At 66.6% G+C, this 19,860-nt stretch carries 14 protein-coding genes and 1 tRNA gene; 11 read left to right on the top strand and 4 right to left on the bottom strand.

Going from position 1 to position 19,860, the window contains the following annotated elements; all coding sequences use genetic code 11:
• Positions 1–858: a putative selenate ABC transporter substrate-binding protein gene (locus tag EG885_RS15780; protein WP_131576338.1), complete on the bottom strand. Its 858-nt coding sequence runs from the start codon at positions 856–858 to the stop codon at positions 1–3.
• Positions 859–1,127: 269 nt separating this feature from the next.
• Between EG885_RS15780 and EG885_RS23640 the strand changes: the two genes are divergently transcribed.
• From EG885_RS23640 to selB, 7 genes are all read left to right on the top strand, one after another.
• On the top strand, positions 1,128–1,727 hold the full coding sequence (locus EG885_RS23640) for a molybdopterin-dependent oxidoreductase (protein WP_207392309.1): 600 nt from the start codon (positions 1,128–1,130) through the stop codon (positions 1,725–1,727).
• Positions 1,728–1,739: 12 nt separating this feature from the next.
• A complete protein-coding gene (fdnG, locus tag EG885_RS15775; RefSeq protein WP_479724683.1) occupies positions 1,740–4,208 on the top strand; it encodes a formate dehydrogenase-N subunit alpha in 2,469 nt (822 codons plus the stop codon).
• The gene (gene fdxH, locus EG885_RS15770) at positions 4,205–5,215 is read left to right on the top strand and encodes a formate dehydrogenase subunit beta (RefSeq protein ID WP_207392307.1); all 1,011 of its coding nucleotides are present in this window, start codon (positions 4,205–4,207) and stop codon (positions 5,213–5,215) included. The genes fdnG and fdxH overlap by 4 nt, the downstream gene beginning before the upstream one ends.
• Complete coding sequence (locus EG885_RS15765; RefSeq protein WP_131576334.1) at positions 5,215–5,904, top strand: formate dehydrogenase subunit gamma; 690 nt, start codon at positions 5,215–5,217, stop codon at positions 5,902–5,904. The genes fdxH and EG885_RS15765 overlap by 1 nt, the downstream gene beginning before the upstream one ends.
• A 67-nt stretch (positions 5,905–5,971) precedes the next feature.
• The gene (gene fdhE / locus EG885_RS15760) at positions 5,972–6,886 is read left to right on the top strand and encodes a formate dehydrogenase accessory protein FdhE (protein WP_131576332.1); all 915 of its coding nucleotides are present in this window, start codon (positions 5,972–5,974) and stop codon (positions 6,884–6,886) included.
• Positions 6,886–8,247, top strand: coding sequence for an L-seryl-tRNA(Sec) selenium transferase (selA, locus tag EG885_RS15755; protein ID WP_131576330.1), 1,362 nt, complete (start codon positions 6,886–6,888; stop codon positions 8,245–8,247). Before fdhE ends, selA begins: the two co-directional genes overlap by 1 nt.
• Positions 8,244–10,154 carry a selenocysteine-specific translation elongation factor gene (selB, locus tag EG885_RS15750; protein ID WP_131576328.1) on the top strand — a complete coding sequence of 637 codons (1,911 nt, stop codon included), beginning with the start codon at positions 8,244–8,246 and terminating at the stop codon, positions 10,152–10,154. Before selA ends, selB begins: the two co-directional genes overlap by 4 nt.
• On the opposite strand, the gene EG885_RS15745 is transcribed toward selB, so the two are convergent.
• On the bottom strand, positions 10,143–10,613 hold the full coding sequence (locus EG885_RS15745; RefSeq protein ID WP_131576325.1) for an Lrp/AsnC family transcriptional regulator: 471 nt from the start codon (positions 10,611–10,613) through the stop codon (positions 10,143–10,145). The genes selB and EG885_RS15745 overlap by 12 nt on opposite strands.
• A 108-nt stretch (positions 10,614–10,721) precedes the next feature.
• Here EG885_RS15745 and putA point away from each other — a divergent pair, with 108 nt between their 5' ends.
• The 3 genes from putA to EG885_RS15730 all read left to right on the top strand — a co-directional run bounded on the left by putA (position 10,722) and on the right by EG885_RS15730 (position 17,933).
• Positions 10,722–14,162, top strand: coding sequence for a bifunctional proline dehydrogenase/L-glutamate gamma-semialdehyde dehydrogenase PutA (gene putA / locus EG885_RS15740; RefSeq protein ID WP_131576322.1), 3,441 nt, complete (start codon positions 10,722–10,724; stop codon positions 14,160–14,162).
• Positions 14,163–14,724: 562 nt separating this feature from the next.
• Entirely contained in the window at positions 14,725–15,741 is a 1,017-nt protein-coding gene (locus tag EG885_RS15735; protein ID WP_131576319.1) for a Hint domain-containing protein, read from the top strand.
• A 23-nt stretch (positions 15,742–15,764) separates the two neighbouring features.
• The gene (locus EG885_RS15730) at positions 15,765–17,933 is read left to right on the top strand and encodes a glycosyltransferase (protein ID WP_131576316.1); all 2,169 of its coding nucleotides are present in this window, start codon (positions 15,765–15,767) and stop codon (positions 17,931–17,933) included.
• 30 nt (positions 17,934–17,963) lie between these two features.
• Here EG885_RS15730 and EG885_RS15725 read toward each other — a convergent pair whose 3' ends face one another.
• Positions 17,964–18,911 (bottom strand): hypothetical protein, encoded by a 948-nt coding sequence (locus EG885_RS15725; protein WP_131576313.1) that lies wholly within the window; start codon positions 18,909–18,911, stop codon positions 17,964–17,966.
• A gap of 503 nt (positions 18,912–19,414) precedes the next feature.
• On the opposite strand from EG885_RS15725, the gene EG885_RS15720 reads away from it, so the two are divergent.
• Positions 19,415–19,510: transfer RNA gene (locus EG885_RS15720), tRNA-Sec, on the top strand.
• 13 nt (positions 19,511–19,523) lie between these two features.
• Here the strand turns inward: EG885_RS15720 and EG885_RS23105 are convergent.
• Positions 19,524–19,860 (bottom strand): hypothetical protein (locus EG885_RS23105; protein ID WP_207392306.1); only part of this gene is annotated, 337 nt, incomplete at its 5' end.

The raw sequence follows: 19,860 nt of genomic DNA, 5'->3' as shown, positions 1-19,860 counted from the left end.
TTACTCCAGCAGATCCAGTTCGCGGGCGACCTGCTCGATCGGTGCATAATCGTCGTTTTCGGCGGCGATGAAGGCGTTCCTTGGAAAGGCCGCCAGCAGGTCGGGATCGTCCATGCCGATCAGGGCGGCCTGCACGCGATCGGCAAACCCCTCGCCCCACCGGGCATCGACATCGCCGCGAATGGTCCAGTTGTAATCGGGATAGGGCGGCGTCTGCCAGATGACCTTGGCGGTCTCGATCTCGGGGGCGCCATCGGCCACGGCCTGGTCATAGACGGTGAAATTCAGCGCCCCCACCTGCCACGCCCCCGAGGCGACCAGCCGCAGCGTCTGGCTGTGATCGCCCGAAAAGCCGACACGAGAGAAAAATTCCTCGGGCGCCTCGCCGGTATTCTCGCGGATGCCATATTCCGGCATCAGCCGACCCGAGGTCGAGGTCTTGGCCCCGAAGGTGAAGGACATGCCCCGCGCGGCATCGGGGAAATCGTCGGATCGTTCCAGCCCGGTATCGGTATGGGCGATGAAATAGCTGACGAAACTGGTATCCTCGTCGCCTTGGGCGATGGCCCGGGCGCCGTCCACCAGCAGCCGCGCCTGCACGCCCGACAGCCCGCCGAACCAGGCCAGCTGCACCTGATCGTTGCGAAACGCGGTGACTGCGGCGGGATAGGATTTCACCGGCACGAACTGGACCGGCACGTCCAGTTCTTCGGACAGATATTCGGCGACGGCGCCAAAGCGTTCGGCCAGACGCGTCTCATCCTCGTCCGGGATGGCCGAGAAATACAGCGTGTCCTGGGCCGCAGCGGCCAGCGGCAGGGCGGTTAGCAAAAGGGCGGCAAACAGGCGCGGGATCATGGGCGGAACCTTTCGGGACGCAATGGGGATGGAAAAACGGCAAAGGCACCGGCGGGCACCGCCATGCGGGCCGCGCGCCGTGTCGTCAAGCCCCCGCAGATGCGGCGTCCCGAAGACCGGGCCCCGAGCGCACCCGGCGCATCGGCTTGTCCCCCCCGTTTTAGCAACGCCGCGGCGTCGCAGGCAAGGTGTCGTGTATTGACACGGACAGTTCAGGGACCGACGATAGGCGCGTACCTATCGATCAGACAGGCAAAGGGGAGGGTCCCATGAATATCGACCTTTCGCGCCGCGGCTTTCTCAGGCTTGCGGGTGCGGGAGTTGCGGCGACGTCGCTAGGCGCCATGGGTTTTGGCGCGGCAGAGGCAGCCGAGGCCGCGCATGTGCGCGCCTTCAAGCTGGCCACGACGACGGAAACACGCAACACCTGCCCCTATTGCTCGGTGGCCTGCGGGATCATCATGTATTCCAAGGGCGACGTGAAAGCCGGCGAAACCGCCGAGCTTTTGCATATCGAGGGCGATGCAGATCACCCGACGAACCGCGGAACGCTGTGCCCCAAGGGCGCCGCGCTGAAGGATTTCGTCCATGCGCCCACGCGCCTGACGCATCCCCGCATCCGCCGCGCCGGATCCGACCAGTTCGAAGAGATCAGCTGGGACGAAGCGCTGGACAAGATCGCGCGCGAGCTGAAAGACGATCGCGACGCGAATTTCATCGCCACCAACGATGACGGCACCCCCGTCAACCGCTGGACGACGACGGGATTTCTGGCGGCTTCGGCCACCACCAATGAAACCGCATGGCTGACCTATAAGACGGTCCGGTCCATGGGGATTGTGGGATTCGATAATCAGGCTCGCGTCTGACACGGCCCGACGGTGTCCAGTTTGGGCCCGACGTTTGGACGTGGTGCGATGACCAATCCATGGACTGACATCAAGAACACCGATCTGGTGGTCGTGATGGGCGGCAATGCCGCCGAAGCGCATCCCTGCGGCTTCAAATGGGTGACCGAGGCCAAGGCGCATCGCGGCGCCAAGCTGATCGTGGTCGACCCGCGCTATACCCGCACCGCATCGGTGTCGGATTACTATGCCCCGATCCGTCCGGGCACGGATATCGCCTTCCTGATGGGGGCGATCCGCTGGTGCATGGAAAACGACAAGGTCCAGTGGGACTATGTCCGCAACTATACCAACGCGTCCTTCCTCGTGCGCGAGGATTTCGGCTGGTCCGACGGTCTTTTCAGCGGCTATGACGAGGAAAAGCGCGATTTCGACAAGGAAAGCTGGGATTACCAGATCGGCGATGACGGCTTTGCGCTGACCGACCCAAGCCTGGAAAATCCGCGCTGCGTCTGGCAGATGCTGAAGAGCCATGTCGATGTCTACACGCCCGAATTCGTGGAAAACATCACCGGCACGCCGCGCGACAAGTTCCTGACCATCTGCGAGATGATCGGCGAATGTTCGGCCGTCGACAAGACGATGACCTCGATGTACGCGCTTGGCTGGACCCAGCATTCCAAGGGCGCGCAGAACATCCGTGGCATGGCGATGCTGCAGTTGATTCTGGGCAATATCGGCGTGCGGGGCGGCGGCATGAACGCGCTGCGCGGGCATTCCAACATTCAGGGTCTGACCGATATCGGCCTGATGTCGAACCTGATCCCCGGATATCTGAACATCCCGACCGAGGCCGAGGTCGATTGGGACACCTATCTGTCCAGCCGCAGCTTTACCCCGCTGCGGCCCGGGCAGACCAGCTATTGGCAGAATTACCCCAAATTCATGGTCAGTTTCCTGAAGGCCATGTGGGGCGATGCCGCCACCGAGGACAACGATTGGGCCTTTGACTATCTGCCCAAGCTGGATGTCCCCGCCTATGACATCCTGCGCATGTTCGAGATGATGAACAATGACCGGGTGAACCTGTATTTCTGTCAGGGCTTCAACCCGCTTCTGTCCATCCCCGACCGGGGCAAGGTCACGGCGGGCCTGTCCAAGCTGAAGATGCTGGTCGTCATGGACCCTCTGTCCACCGAAACCTCGCATTTCTGGCAGAACCACGGGGCCCATAACGAGGTGGACACGGCATCCATCCAGACCGAAGTGCTGGAACTGCCGACGACCTGCTTTGCCGAGGATGAAGGCGCGCTGGTCAATTCCGGTCGCTGGTTGCAATGGCACTGGCCGGGCGCCACCGCTCCGGGGCAGGCCAAGCATGACACCTGGATCATGGCGCAGATCTGGACGCGGGTCCGCGAGCTGTATCGGACCGAAGGCGGCGCCTTCCCCGATCCGATCGTGAACCTGTCCTGGGACTATGCCGATGCGGGCGAACCCACCCCCGAGGAACTGGCCAAGGAGATGAACGGTCGCGCCCTGACCGATCTGACCGATCCGGCGACCGGCGCGCAGATCCTGCAGGCGGGCCAGCAGGTGTCCGGTTTCGGGCAGCTGCGCGACGACGGCTCGACCATGGCGGGCTGCTGGATCTATGCCGGCAGCTGGACCGAGGACGGCAACATGATGGCGCGGCGGGACAATTCCGATCCCGACGAGACCGGCATGTACCTGAACTGGTCATTCGCATGGCCCGCCAACCGGCGGGTGCTGTACAACCGCGCCTCGGCCGATCTGAACGGCCAGCCTTGGGACGCGACGCGCCCGCTGATCCAGTGGGACGGCGCGAAATGGGGCGGCTACGATGTTCCCGACATCGCGCCCACGGCCAACCCGTCCGAGGTCGGTCCCTTCATCATGAACCAGGAAGGCGTATCGCGCCTGTTCACCCGGGGCATGATGCGCGACGGGCCGTTCCCGACGCATATGGAGCCGTTCGAAAGCCCCATGGCCAACGTGTTCAACCCGCGCATGCGGGGCAATCCGGTGGCAAGGGTGTTCGAATCCGATGTGGCGCGGCTTGGCGACAGTTCGGAATTCCCGTTCGTCGCCACCTCCTATCGCTTGACCGAGCATTTCCACTACTGGACCAAGCACAACGTGGTGAATGCCGCGCTGCAGCCTGAATTCTTTGTGGAAATCAGCGAGGAACTGGCGGCGGAACGCGGCATCGCCAAGGGCGGTCGCGTCCGGGTCTGGGGCAAGCGCGGTCAGGTCTGGGCGAAAGCCGTGGTGACCAAGCGGCTGCGTCCGATGATCTGCGACGGCAAGACCGTCCATGTCGTCGGCATTCCGCTGCACTGGGGCTTCATGGGTGCCGCCAAGAAAGGCTGGGGGCCGAACAGCCTGACGCCCTTTATCGGCGACGCCAATACGGACACGCCTGAATTCAAGGCGTTTCTGGTCAACATCGAACCCGCAGCAGAGGAGCCGGTGGCATGAACGACATGGCAAACAGCCCGACCACTGCGGCGTCGAACCCGCCCGTCCAGCCGACCGAGGCCTATTTCGATCACCGCGATGTCGTGCGCATCTCGGCGACGCGGAACGTGCCTCAGCCGGAACGGCAGCTGGAAAAGCTGGCCAAGCTGATCGATGTGTCCAAATGCATCGGCTGCAAGGCCTGCCAGTCGGCTTGCGTGGAATGGAACGACACCCATCCCGAGGTCGGCGAGAACGTGGGGGTTTATGAAAACCCCCACGATCTGACGCCGGACATGTTCACCCTGATGCGGTTCGCCGAATGGGAAAATCCGGCCACGAACGAGCTGGAATGGCTGATCCGCAAGGACGGCTGCATGCATTGCGAGGATCCGGGCTGTCTGAAAGCCTGCCCGGCCCCCGGCGCCATCGTGCAATACTCCAACGGCATCGTGGATTTCATTCACGACAACTGCATCGGCTGCGGCTATTGCGTGACCGGCTGTCCCTTTGACATTCCGCGCATCAGCCAGACCGACCACAAAAGCTATAAATGCACCTTGTGTTCGGACCGGGTCGCCGTCGGTCAGGGTCCGGCCTGCGCGAAAGCCTGCCCCACGCAGGCCATCGTCTTCGGCACCAAGGCCGACATGCAGGCCCATGCCGAAACCCGGATCGAGGATCTGAAATCGCGCGGCTATGAAAACGCCGGGCTTTACGATCCGGCGGGCGTCGGCGGCACGCATGTGATGTATGTGCTGCATCACGCCGACAAGCCCGGCATCTATAACGATCTGGCCGAAGATCCCCGCATCTCGCCCATCGTCGAGGGCTGGAAGGGCGTCACCAAGACCGCCGGTCTGGCCGCCATCGGTCTGACCGCCATCGGCGCGACGCTGCACGGCCTTCTGGCGCGCGGCAACGAGGTCGAGGATCACGACACCGAAGCCGCCAACACGCTGGTGGTCGAGGGGCGCGACCCTGACGCGTCCCCCGATGGGCCCACGGACAAGGGGGGGCCCGTCTGATGGCGCCGCGCCCCTATTATTCGGAACGCGGCGACCGGATCGAAAGCAAGGCCCCGGTCGAGGTCAGCCGCTATCGCGGCTTTACCCGCGCCAATCACTGGGTCACGGCGTTCTGCCTGATCGCGCTGGCCCTGTCGGGGCTGGCGCTGTTCGACCCGGCACTGTATTTCCTGACCGGCCTGTTCGGCGGCGGACAGACCACCCGCTGGATTCATCCGATCATCGGGGTGGCGCTGTTTCTCAGCTTTGCGCTGATGTTCATCCAGCTGTGGCGCCTGAACATGCCCAAGCCCGAGGATACCACATGGGTCGCCAATATCGGCGACGTGGTGAAGGGCAACGAGGAAAACCTGCCTGAACTGGGCAAGTACAATGCCGGGCAAAAGTTCGTCTTCTGGGGCATGTCGGGGCTGATCATCGTCCTGATCGTGTCGGGCGTGATGATCTGGGAACAGATGTTCCCGGGCATCGTGTCCATTCCGATGCGCCGCGTAGCGGTTCTGGTGCATGCGCTGGCGGCGGTGGCGATCATTCTGGTCTTCATCATGCATGTCTATGCCGCGATCTGGACGCGGGGCACGCTGCGCGCGATGACGCGGGGCACGGTGACCGGCGGATGGGCCTGGCGCCATCACCGCAAATGGCTGCGAGAGATCGCCAGCCGTGACACGAAAGGCCCTGCAGAGTAATCTGGGGGCCATAACCGCCGACCTGATCTGGAACCATCCCCTGTGGCCGGTCGGCCCGGAGACTGACATGACCACGATCACCCAACCCGACCCCTCGGCCATCGGCGGCGTCCCCACGGCGCCGCTGGCCTTTCTGCCCAAGCCCGGCGCACTGTTCGCCACACGCGCCAAACGGCTGAGCTTTCTGGCGGGCCACAGCGCCAATCTGGGGCCGTGGCTGGCCTTTCTGGGCGAACTGGTCGGACTGCAGGCCCGGCTGGCCAGCGAACTGGCTCCGGCCACGCCCCTGCCCCCGGCCCGCGTCGATCTGGCCCGCGAAAGCCGCATGCCGCCCATCGACCGCGCCCCGCTGGCCACCGATCCCGACCTGCACGCCCTGCTGGACAGGGTGCTGGAGGGGGCGAAACCGCTTGAGATGCCCGAACCCGCCCGTCTGGCCCTGACGGCGGTGGCGGCGGCGCCCCTGGCCGACCGGCACTGGTTGCTGGACAACGTGTTGAACGACCGCATTCCCGATGACAGCGCCGCCCCGCATCTGTTCGTGGCGCTGGCGGTGCAACTGCATCTGGCGCGGCTGGCGGCGACCCTTGATGCGCGGCGGCTGGTGCCGATCCGCACCGGCATCTGCCCGGCCTGCGGGGGGCGTCCGGCGACATCCTCGGTCATCGGGGTGGGCGATCTGGACGGGGTGCGCTATGCCGCCTGCGCCTGCTGCCAGACGCAATGGAACGAGGTGCGGCTGACCTGCCTGTGCTGCGGATCGACCAAGGGCATCAGCTATCGCAGCGTCGAGACCATCGACGCCACCGTCCGGGCCGAGGTTTGTTCGGAATGCGATACATGGGTCAAGATCCTGTATCAGAACAAGAACCACAGCCTCGAACCGGTGGCCGACGATGTGGCCAGCCTTGGGCTGGATCTGATGATGAAGGATACGGGCCTTGCGCGCGGGGGCGTCAATCCGTTTCTGATGGGCTATTGATGGCCGGCTTTCGCGCGCTGCCTTCGGTCGATCAGCTGCTGGGCGCCCTGCCCGCACTGGTCGAGGATCATGGCCGTCTGGCCGTGACGCAGGCCGCACGCGCCCGTCTGGATGCGGCCCGCGCAGCGATCCGCGACGGCGCCGATGGCGGGGTCGAGGCCGCGCGCCTGCCGCATCTGCTGGCCGCCGACCTGGCGGGGCTGGCCGCCACCCGGCTGCGCCCGATCCTGAACCTGACCGGCACCGTGCTGCACACCAATCTGGGCCGCGCCATTCTGGCCGATCAGGCGATCGCCGCCGCGAATGCCGCCATGGCCGCGCCATTAGCGCTGGAATACGATCTGGCAACCGGCGGGCGCGGCCAGCGCGACGACCATCTGCGCGGGTTGTTGTGCGAGCTGACGGGGGCCGAGGATGCGACCATCGTCAACAACAATGCCGCCGCCGTCCTGATCGCGCTGAACAGCTTTGGTCTGGGCCGCGACAGCATCGTGTCGCGCGGCGAGCTGATCGAGATCGGCGGCAGTTTTCGCATCCCCGACATCATGGCCCGCGCGGGCACGCATCTGGTCGAGGTGGGGACCACCAACCGCACCCATCCCCGCGACTATACCGATGCGATCAGCGACCGGACGGGGCTGATCCTCAAGGTCCATACCTCGAATTACCGGATCGAAGGCTTCACGGCCGAGGTCGCGGCCCCCGATCTGGCGGCGCTGTCGCGTCAGGCGGGCGTCCTCATGATGAACGATCTGGGCGCAGGATCGCTGGTCGATCTGTCCAGATGGGGTCTGCGCCGCGAACCCACCGTGGCCGAGGCGGTGACCGAGGGCGCCGATCTGATCACCTTTTCCGGCGACAAGCTGCTGGGCGGGCCTCAGGCGGGCTTCATTCTGGGCCGCCGCGATCTGATCGCGCAGATCAACCGCAATCCGATGAAGCGCGCCCTGAGGCTGGACAAGATCCGCATTGCCGCGCTGGAGGCGACGCTGCGTCTTTATCGCGATCCCGACCGGCTGGATCAACGCCTGCCGGTGCTGCGCATGCTGGCCCGTCCGCTGGTCGACATCGCCGCGCAGGCCACGCGGCTGGCCCCGCAGGTGGCGGCGCTGCTGCCCGATCACCGTGTCGCGGTGACCGATTGCGCCAGCCAAATCGGCTCGGGCGCGCTGCCCACGGACACGATCCCCTCGGCCGGGCTGCGGATCAACGGCGACGGGGGCGATGCGCCCGACCGGCTGGCCGCCCATCTGCGCGGGCTGGAGCGGCCCGTCATCGGCCATATCCATGCAGGCGCGCTGATCCTGGATCTGCGCTGCCTTGGGGCGGATGCCGATCTGCTGGGCGCGCTGGCCCGATGATCGTCGGGACGGCGGGCCATATCGATCATGGCAAGACGGCGCTGGTCAAGGCGCTGACCGGCACCGATGCCGACCGTCTGGCCGAGGAAAAAGCCCGCGGTATCACCATCGATCTGGGCTTTGCCTATGCCAATCTGGAGGGTGGGGCCGATTCCGGGAACGGGGCGGTCACCGGTTTCGTCGATGTGCCGGGCCATGAACGGCTGATCCACACCATGCTGGCAGGCGCGGGCGGCATCGATCTGGCGCTTCTGGTGGTGGCCTGTGACGATGGCCTCATGCCGCAGACCCGCGAACATCTGGCGATCCTGTCGCTGCTGGGCCTGTCGCGCGGACTGGTCGCGCTGACCAAGGCCGATCTGGCCGATGATGCCCGCCGGGCCGAGGTCACCGCCCAGATCCGTCAGGTGCTGGCGGGCAGCGAGCTGGCTAAGGCGCCGATCATCCCCGTCTCGACCGTGACGGCCGAGGGGATCGCCGATCTGCGCGACGCCCTGATCAAGGCCGAGGCGCAGACGACCGCCCGCGCCGCATCGGGGCCGTTCCGGCTGGCGGTGGATCGCAGCTTTACCCTGCAGGGGGCGGGCACGGTCGTCACCGGCACGGTGCTGACGGGCCGGATCGCGGTGGGTGATCTGGTCACCATCAGCCCCGCAGGCATCGCCGCCCGGGTCCGCGGCATCCATGCCCAGAACCGCCCCGCGACCGAAGGTCTGGCGGGCCAGCGCTGCGCCCTGAACCTTGCCGGAGAGGATGTGTCCAAGGACGCCATCCATCGCGGCGATATCGTCCTGACCCCCGCTTTGCATGCCCCCACCGCGCGCATCGACGCCGAACTGGCCGTGCTGGGAACCGAGCCGAAGCCCATCGGCACATGGTTCCCCGCCCGCCTGCACAGCCACGCGACCGAGGTCGGCGCCCGCATCGTGCCGCTGTCCGATCCGATCCTGCCGGGCGGGGTGGGTCCGGTGCAGATCGTGCTGGACCGGCCCATCGCGGCCTCGGTCGGTGACCGGTTCATCCTGCGCGACGTGTCGGCCAGCCGGACCATCGGCGGGGGCCGGTTTCTGGACCTGCGCCCCCCGGCCCGCAAGCGCCGCACCCCCGACCGTCTGGCGCTGATCGAGGCCGCCCAGACCCCCGATCCTCTGACCGCGATGCTTGCCATCGCCCCCGTCGATCTGCAGGCCTTTGCCCGCGACCGCAGCCTGTCGCCCGACGACGCGCAGGCCGCGCTGGCGCGGGCGGGGGGCGTGCTGGTGGGCGAGACGGCCCTGTCGCAGGCGCAACGGGACGCGCTGCGCCGTGGCATCGCCGATCAGCTGACCCAGTTTCACGCCGACAACCCCGACCTGCCCGGTCTGGGGCGCGAACGGCTGCGGCTGGCGCTGACCCCGCGCCTGCCCAAGGATGCCTTTCTGGCGCTGCTGCGGGCCGAATCCGATGCAGGCCGCATCACCCCCGACGGCGCCTTCCTGCGCCTGCCCGGCCACGAGGTCCGCCTGTCCCCCGAAGACGAGGCGATCTGGCACCGCATCCAGCCCGCGCTGCTGGGCGATCTGCGCTTTCGCCCGCCCCGCGTGCGCGATTTCGCGACGGAACTGGGCGCGGATGAAAAGGACATCCGCCGCATCCTGCGCCTGACCCAAAAGCTGGGCCGGACCGATCAGATCGCCCATGACCATTTCTTTGCGCGCGCGGTCACGGCGGCGATGGTCGCCATCCTGCGCGACGTGGCCGACACCACCCCTGACGGGTGGTTCACCGCCGCCCTGTTCCGCGACCGGGTGCAGAACGGCCGCAAGGTCGCGATCGAGATCCTCGATTTCTTCGACCGTCATGGCGTCACCCTGCGGCGCGGCGATCTGCGGCGCCTGAACCCGCACCGGCTGGATCTATTCGGCTAAGGGCAGCATCCCCTGTTCGACCACCGCCTCCATCGCCACATGGCTGGAGGTCGCGTGGACATGCGGCAGCACGGAAATCCGTTCCGCCATGATCCGCCGGTAATCCGCCATGTCACGCGACCGCACCTTCAGCAGATAATCGAAGCCCCCGGCGATCATGTAACATTCCTCGACCTCGGGGACGGCGCGGATGGCGGTGTTGAACGCCTCCAGCGCCTTCTGGCGGGTGTCGCTGACGCGCACCTCGACATAGGTGACATGGGTCAAGCCAAGGCGCACCGGCGACAGGATCGCACGATACCCGGTGATCAGCCCGGCATCCTCCAGCTGGCGGATGCGCAGGGCGACGGGGGTCTTGGACAGCCCCACCTTGCGCGCCAGTTCCGTCACCGGGATGCGGGCATTGGCCAGCAGCTCGGCCAGAATGCGGCGGTTGATCGGGTCCAGCAGATCAGTCATGTCTTGGGGCCATATTTTGGGCGCTTGGCCTGCATCATGACGCATGATTGGTCACATCGTCCAGCCTTGCCGCGCTATCCTGTCTGGACCAGCATACAGGGGCCCGCCATGCATGATCTCGATTCGACCGCCAAGTTTCAGCCCGAAGGCCCGCTGCTGGACCGCCTGATCGCCGAGGCCGCGATCGGCCCCGACACCCGCGCCCGGATCAGCGACCGCGCCGCCGGTCTGATCCGCCGCATCCGCGCCGAATCCAAACCCACGATGATGGAGCTGATGCTGGCCGAATACGGGTTGTCCACCCGCGAAGGCGTCGCCCTGATGTGTCTGGCCGAGGCGATGCTGCGCGTCCCCGACCGCGCCACCATCGACGCCCTGATCGAGGATAAGATCGCCCCATCCGATTGGGGCCGCCATCTGGGCGACAGCTCGTCCAGTCTGGTCAATGCCTCGACCTGGGCCCTGATGCTGACGGGCCGGGTGCTGGACGACCGCCAGCCGGGGCTGGCCGGCACGCTGCGCGGCGCCGTGCGACGCTTGGGCGAGCCGGTGATCCGCAGCGCCGTCACCCGCGCCATGCGCGAGATGGGCCGCCAGTTCGTGCTGGGCCAGACCATCGACGCCGCCCTGACCCGCGCCAAGGGGGCCGAGGCCAAGGGCTATACCTACAGCTATGACATGCTGGGCGAGGCCGCGATGACCGCCCATGACGCCGCCCGCTATGCCGATGAATACCGCCGCGCCATCGCCGCCATCGCGGGCGCCTGCACCCATGGCTCGGTCGCGAAAAACCCCGGCATCTCGATCAAGCTGTCCGCGCTGCATCCCCGCTACGAGGTCGCGCAAGAGGCCCGGGTGATGGCCGAACTGGTGCCTGTCGTGCTGGATCTGGCCCGCCAGGCCCGCGCCGCGAATATGGGCCTGAACATCGATGCCGAGGAACAGGACCGTCTGGCCCTGTCGCTGAAGGTGATTTCGACGGTGCTGCCCGACCCGTCGCTGGCCGGATGGGACGGCTTCGGCGTGGTCGTTCAGGCCTATGGCAAGCGCGCGGGCGCGATGATCGACGCGCTGCACGCGCTGGCCGAACGCCATGACCGTCGGATCATGCTGCGGCTGGTCAAGGGCGCCTATTGGGACACCGAGATGAAACGCGCGCAGGTCGAGGGGCACCCCGATTTCCCGCTCTTCACCACGAAACCCGCAACCGATGTCAGCTATGTCGCGCTGGCAAAGAAACTACTGTCCCTGTCCGACCGCATCTATCCGCAATTCGCCACCCATAATGCCCATTCGGTGGCCGCGGTGCTGGAACTGGCACAGGGCACGCCCTTCGAATTCCAGCGCCTGCACGGCATGGGCGAACGCCTGCATGACATCGTGCTGAAAGACAACGCCACCGCCTGCCGCATCTATGCCCCGGTCGGCGCGCATCGCGATCTGCTGGCCTATCTGGTCCGGCGCCTGCTGGAAAACGGCGCCAATTCCAGCTTCGTCAACCAGATCGTCGATGAGGACGTCTCGCCCGAGGCGATCGCCCGCGACCCCGTCGACGCCCTGCCATCCGCCCGCGCGCCCCAAGGCCTTCTGCCTCCCGCAGCCCTCTACGGCACCGAGCGCGCCAACTCACAAGGCTTCGACCTCACGGCCGAGGACCAGCTGACCACCATTTTCACTGCCCGCGACACTCCCCTAAACAGCGCGACCCCTATTCTTCTTCATGAAAATATCCCGGGGGGCGCGGGGGGCTGGCCCCCCGCTGTCGCGGCGACGCAAACCATCACAAACCCCGCCACCGGCACCGCGCTGGCCACGATCACCAATGCCGACGCCGCCACCGTCACCCAAGCCATCGACAACGCCCGCCCCTGGACCGCCCCCGCCGCAGAACGCGCGGCGATCCTGCGCCGCGCCGCCGACCTCTACGAATCCGATTTCGGTCCGATCTTCGACATTCTCGCGCGCGAGGCGGGCAAGACGCTGAACGATGCCGTCGCCGAGCTGCGCGAGGCGGTGGATTTTCTGCGCTATTACGCCCGGCAGGGCGAGGCGCGCGACGACAATCCACGCGGGATCATCGCGGCGATCAGCCCGTGGAATTTCCCTCTGGCGATCTTCACGGGCCAGATCGCGGCGGCGCTGATGGCCGGGAACGGGGTGCTGGCCAAGCCTGCGGAACAGACGCCGCTGATCGCCGCCCATGCCGTGCGGCTGTTGCACCGGGCGGGCGTCCCCGCCCATGCCTTGCAGCTGTTGCCGGGCGAGGGTGGCACGGTCGGCGCCGCGCTGACCCGCGATCCGCGCATCGATGGCGTGGTCTTTACCGGCGGCACCGACACGGCGCGGCTGATCGCGGCCAGCATGGCGCAGCATCTGGCGCCGGGCACGCCGCTGATCGCGGAAACCGGGGGCCTGAACGCGATGATCGTGGACAGCACCGCGCTGCCCGAACAGGCGGTGCGCGACATCATCGCCTCCAGCTTCCGCTCGGCGGGTCAGCGCTGCTCGGCGCTGCGCTGTCTCTATGTGCAGGAAGACGTGGCCCCGCATCTGATCGCCATGATCAAGGGCGCGATGGATGAATTGCGCGTCGGCGATCCCTGGGATCTGGCGACCGATGTCGGCCCGGTGATCGACGCCGAGGCCGCGCGCGGCATCCATGACTATCTGGACCAGCACAAGGCGCGCATCCTGCACCAGATCCCGGCACCCAAGACCGGGCATTTCGTCCCGCCCACCCTGCTGCAGGTCACCGGGATCGAACAGATGGAGCGAGAGATCTTTGGCCCCGTCCTGCATGTCGCCACCTTCAAGGCCCGCGATCTGAACCGGGTGGTCGCGGCGATCAATGCGCGCGGCTATGGGCTGACCTTCGGCCTGCACACCCGCATCGACAGCCGCGTGCAGGAAGTCGTGCAGGCGATCCATGTCGGCAATATCTATGTGAACCGCAATCAGGTCGGCGCCACCGTCGGCAGCCAGCCTTTTGGCGGCGAGGGTCTGTCGGGCACCGGCCCCAAGGCGGGCGGGCCGCTGTATCTGCCGCGCTTTCTGGCCCCCGCCATGCCGGAAACCGACAGGCCGGAAGCCGCCGATCCGTGGCCGTCCGAGGACAGCGTCGACCGGCTGACCCGCGCCCTGACCGCCCCGCCCCCGGCCCCTGCGCCGACCGAACAGCTGATGCCCGGCCCGACCGGAGAGCTGAACCGCCTGCAGACCCTGTCGCGCGGCCCGATCCTGTGCATGGGACCGGGCGCGGCAGCGGCGGCCGCGCAGGCCGATGCCATCACCCAAGGGGGCGGGCAGGCGGTCGTGGCCCAAGGCGCCCTGCGCGCGGATCAGATGGCGAAACTGCCAGATCTGGCCGGTGTGCTGTGGTGGGGGGATGCGGCGACGGCCCGGGCGCTGGCGCTGGCTTTGGCCGATCGCCCCGGTCCGCTGGTCGCCCTGATCACCGCCCTGCCCGACCGCGCGCATCTGTGCCACGAACGCCATCTGTGCGTCGACACCACCGCCGCAGGCGGCAATGCCGCGCTGCTGGCGGGCTGACTGCGGCAGGTCTGAACAGGGGCGCGGCGGTGTCATCGCCGCGCCCACAGGTTGGCAGGGCCAGCCTGCGACGAAGGCGTCCCGTGGTTATATCGGCAGCGCCTGTCTCAGTATAATTGCACATTATAGGGGCAACGCTCTGCGATCACGCCGCGCACAAAACCGGAACATATTGGGATGATTGCGGATCATCGGTGCGGTGCTTCGCGACAGGGCTGTGGATCTGGCTGCGCCATCTGTCGAATAACGATAATGAAGATAATTAATCGTTATCAATACTTTACGATAAAGATTGAAACCGGCACCCAAACCCTTCGCTAGCCGACCCGACCGGCTCGTATTCCCCGACAGACGGCGTTGGCGCGATCCGATCCGGGGCCACCGTCGGGCCTTGGACCTGTCACCGTCCCCTGCCGCAGGCGGGCACCTGCAAGGCGATTAACTTAAACTAATCCAGACAAATTAATCTTTACACGAAAAGGTGAGTCATGCTTCCTCAGGCTGTACACCGATTAGTTTACCCGTTCCCGGCACCGTCCCGGAACTCTTCAAGAGGCATATTATGGCGAACTCTTATGACGTTTATACCGGACTTAACGTTGCGGGACTTTTGCAGGTTAACCTTGGCGGCGCTGCCAATTTCACCAACCGGACCCTTGCCGACGTGCCGCAGGCCGGTGAGACGGCAGCGGAACTGGACGTCCTCCGGGACGGCGAAATCTATACAACAAGAACGGGCGCCCTCAACACCAACCAGACATGGACCTATCAGGGCAATGTCATCGATCCCGACAGCGGCGAGGCGATCGGATTTTATGCGACCAGCGGGCTGAACTATGGCATCTTCCTGCCCGCAGGATCGGACACGCCGGTGTCCACGCTGAACATCAACATCCTGACCGGTGCGGGTCTGGATACCGACTCTGGCTGGCAGGTTACGGATGCCGAGGCGTTCTGCTTTGTCCAGGGCACGATGATCCTCACCCCCGAAGGCGAGCGCGCGGTCGAGACTTTGACCATCGGCGACCTAGTCCTGACCGATGACGGCGCCACCGTCCCCGTCAAGTGGATCGGTCGGCAGACCGTCTATCCCCGCGCGGCCTCGGCCCGCAGGGGGGATCTGGGCCTGCCGGTGCGGATCGGCGCCGGTGCCCTGGGACCGGATCTGCCGCATCGCGATCTGGACCTGTCGGGTGATCACGCGGTCCAGCTGGGCGATTATCTGGTCAATGCGGCGGCCCTGGTCAACGGCGGCACCATCCGGTCCCTGCAGGCAGACGCGCTGCCGGTCTGCTTTACTTATTACCATATTGAGACCGAGGATCATGATCTGGTGATCGCTCACGGTCTGCCGGCAGAGACCTTCGTCGATTACGCAAGCCGCAGCCGGTTCGACAATCACGCCGAATATGTGGCGCTTTACGGCCACGAGGCGGTGATCCGCGAAAGGCCGGGACCGCGCATCTCGGCGGCCCGCCAGCTGCCTGCCGACCTGCGTGCCCGGATCGGCCTGCCCGATTTCCGCGCCGGGATCGATGCAGAGCATGACCGCCTGCAGCAGATGATCCGCGCCGCCTGATCGGCCGGGTCAGGCCCGCCTGAATGTCGGCACCTCCGGTTTCGCTGCTGTTGTCCCAAGCGCGTGCGGCGCGGGGCAAGGGCGACATGGGGGACTGCATCGCGATCTGCGAACAGATCCTGATGCAGACCCCCCGCCACAACCCCGCACGCAGCCTGCTGCTGCAGGCTTTGACATTGACCGGCCAGCTGGCTCCGGCCTTGCAGCGCCTGCAGGGCTGGCTGGACGAAACCCCCGGCGACCGCGATCTGCACCTGCGTCAACTGGGGTTGTTGCGCGCTGCGGGCCAGCTGGCCGACGCGCAGCTGCGTCTGCAAGCGGCACTGCACCAGTGGCCCGACGATCCCGATCTGCTGACAGAGGCCGCCCAATTGGCCAGCGCGCAAGGCGATTGTCCTGCGGCTCTGGCGGCCTGCGACCGGGTTCTGACCGATCATCCGACCCATTTCGGCGCGCGCCTGCTGCGGCTGGATCTGCTGATCGCCGGGGGTGATGTCTGCGGCGTCGCCGCCATGGCCGGGACGGCGATGCAAAGCCCCGGGGCCGAGCCGCGCCTGCTGGCGCGCGCAGCACTTGCCTTGCCCGACAGGACGGCGGCGGACCTGTTCGCGCAGATGCCCGCAGACTGGAGCGCGGACAGCCTGCCCTCGGGCGTGACGTGGAAGCTGTGTCTTCTGGCGGCCCGGCACGGGCGGGGCGATCTGGCGCAGGGGCTGCTACGGCGCCTTCTGGACCGGCCCATGCTGGCCCTGTCCGAGACGCTTGCCATGCTGACGATCCTGCATGGTGCGGGGCTTGCGGGCTGGGCCACGGCGGCGCAGGCGCTGGCGGGTCACCTGCCCCCGGACCTGCGCGACGAATATCTGTGCGAGCTTGCAGCACTGGATCAGGGTGCGGCGGCGGCCCTTGCCCTCAGGCCCCGGATCGAGGTCGCGGGCCGCACGGGTGGCGCGCGGCTTGCCCTGCTGACGCGGCTGATGCGCCAGACCGGGCGGGTTGCGGTGGCGGCCCGCTGGCAGGGGTTGGTTCTGCGCCGCCTTCCGTCGCATCCAAAGCTGGTCAGTCTGCATGTGCGGACCTTGTTGCAGGCGGGCCGTCATGCCGTGGCCCGGCAGCTTCTGGCCGCCATCGGCAGCGATCCCCGCCGCAATGATCTGGCATGGCGAGAGATGGTGGCCCAGACCTGGGCCGAGATGGACCAGCCCGAACGGGCCTGCCGGATTGCTCACGGATTGGTCCGGCAGCATGGCCGCATCCATCTGTGGCACGCCCGCAGCCTGATCCGGATCGGTCGCACGACCGAGGCCTCGGCCCTGCTGGACCGCTTTCGCGCGCAGCAATCGGGCCTGCGTGCGGCGCATTTTCAGGGATCGGTCGATGCCATGCTGGAACTGGAGGCCAGAATGGCCCCGCCCGGCGCCACCGAGGACCGCTTTGTCGCCCCGGCCATTCACCGGCTGCACCGCGCCAGGGATCTGGGCCCCGCCCCGCCCGGCGCCCCTGCCCCGCCGATTCCGCGCCGCATCGTGCAATATTGGGACAGCGCAAGATTGCCGGACGAGCTGGCCCCGGTCACGGCCAGCTGGGCCCGCGTGCCGGGTCACGAATACCTGCGCTTCAACCGCGAAAGCGCGCGCCGGACCCTGCGTCAGGGGTTGGACCCGTCCTATCTGCGGGCCTTTGACAACGCCCGCTCGGCCACCGAGGAAAGCGATTTCTTCCGCCTGTGCCATCTGGCGGTGAAAGGCGGGATCTATGCCGATTGCGACGACTGGCGGACGGGCGATGTCACGGCCTTTGTCGCGCGCAGCCGGGGATTGCTGCTGTTGCGCGAACCTCAGGGCAGCACGGCGAACAATTTCATCGCCGCGCCTGCCGGTCATCCGGCCCTGCTGCGGGCGGCGGTCATGGCGCGTGCGGCGCTGCTGGAACGCGCCAATGACAGCCCGTGGTCCAAGACCGGCCCGGGCCTGATGACCCGCGCGGTCGCATGGTATCTGGAGGATTGCACCGCACGCGCCAGGACGCCTGCGCTGACCGTGCTGCCGCAGTTCATGGCGGGTACGCTGTTCGACCAGCATCTGCCGCTTGGCTACAAGCGCACCGAGCGATACTGGCGCGCGCGCCGCCAGCCAGCAGGACTGGCGCGATGGCTGACGACCGAACTGGCGGGCCGGTCGGGCGGCGGCTGAACCGCGCTGCGTGGTCCGGGTGCCAAGGCCTCAGACCGTTGGCGTCAGGCCCATCTTGCGGCCGGCGCGCAGGATGCCCGTCGCCTTGAGATCGCCGCCATGCTGCGCCGAGCCTGCCGCATTGACCAGCTGCTGGCACAATTCCAGATCCTTGTGGGCCATGGCAAATTTCCAGATGTGCTTCAGGACCGTGGATGATGCCCCGGCGCCGGCGATCCCGAAGGCTGCCGCCCGCGCCTGAACGGGGTCGCCGCCGGACATCGCCTCGCGGAAGGCGACGGTCGCAAGCTGGGCCGAGCCTTCGGGGAAACCATTGATCCTGTCGGGCAGAGCCTCGTCGCGCAGCATGGCCAGAACCAGCCCTTTCAGCTTGCCCATCGCGTGAAGGCGGGGGCCGGTATGGTGACCGCTCAGCGGGACATGCACCTCGCGCGCATCCGGATAGGCGGGCAAGGCCCATGTCCGGACAAAGGATGAATCGCGGGGATGCATGTTGTCAAAGACGATGGTCGGCCGATGGGGGCTTTGCGGGACGTCGGTCAGATGCAGCTTATGCGTCCATTCGGGATGAGCGGCCGGATCAAAGGCCTCGGGATCGCGCGGGCAAAGAACATTGCGCGGGCTCAGCGCCAGGGCCCGGGCCGAAAGCACCCCGGCATAATAAAGCGCGCAATAGCCGCCAAGGCTCGACCCATAGGTGAAAACCTTGTGCCCCTGGACCAGCGGGGCAAGCACATCTGCAAGCATTCCGGCGCTGAGTCCCTGATAAGAGCTTTTCCACCGGTTGGCGACATAGACGGCGTCATATCCGCGTTGCGTCAGAAAATCGATGCCAAAGCCAGTGGGCGCGATGCCTGTTCCCTGATATCCGAAGCAGACGACCAGTTCGTCAGAGCCGGACCTGCCCAGATGGGAGGTCACAAGAAACGTATCATCCCCGGCAACGGTCTGAACCGTGATGGGATCCTGATCCCGCATGACAGTCGCTTCCCTCGAGCCTGACACAAGGATTGCGCGCCCTGACCGATGGACAGATCACGAGGCGTCGTCCCTGGATGCTTCCCCGGCGACCGCCTGCTGGCGGGTCCGTGCAGTGTTATGGGCAAAACTGAACCGATCCGTCTATACTTGATGCGATCAGTCGGGTGACGAACCGTCGATCCTGTGTCCAATCCGGGACGTTTTGTACGCTCAACTGGTTTGCTGCCGGATTCAGAGGCAATGGTTTCTCATCACCCGGCCACAGCGTCTGAACAGCCATCGCTGGTGCGGCCCTGCCCGTCGCGCGGCGCGGCAGCCAGACCGAAAGCGCACGCGGTTTGCAGATGTGAACTTCGACGCCCGCAAAGACTGTGCCCAACAGGCGGGCCGGGCATGGCGGGAACAGACCGGACCCGGATCGGGAACGTTGCGGCACTGTGGCGAAACGCTCCCTTGTCCGGGCAGGCAACTGCCGCTAAGCAATTGATCCAGATGCCCACGGAAGGGATACGTCTCCGGTGGGGCGGCCGGACTTCAAATCCGGTTGGGGCAGCGAGCCTGTCCCGTGTGGGTTCGACTCCCATTCCCTTCCGCCAACCCCCTTTCAGATCAGCATGCGCCCGCGGGTTCCGCCAGTCCGGCAAGATCCAGCCCGCGCGCGGTCGGAGGCTGCCATGTCGGAGAGCTGTCGACCGCGCCCTGCGTGTTTGTGCCCTGTTGCGATCCGCCGGTGCCGCCGCTCCAGCCGGTCGATCCGGCATTGCCGGGCGCCGTCGCGTCGGCCGAGGCGTCGGGCTGGGTCGCGGCCTCGGCCTGCGTGTCATTGGCGGGGCATTCGGTTTCGGCGCTGATGCCGCCATCCTGTGCCGTCGCATTCGCGGGCTCCGCGCCTTGCGCGGTGCCGCCTTGGACGACCGGATCCTGTACGGCACCGTCCTGACCGGAC

Origin of the sequence: Paracoccus nototheniae (genome assembly GCF_004335005.1) — a bacterium.
Taxonomy (GTDB): domain Bacteria; phylum Pseudomonadota; class Alphaproteobacteria; order Rhodobacterales; family Rhodobacteraceae; genus Paracoccus; species Paracoccus nototheniae.
Note: the sequence above shows the minus strand (reverse complement) of the source record. Positions and strands in the feature narration are given on the sequence as shown.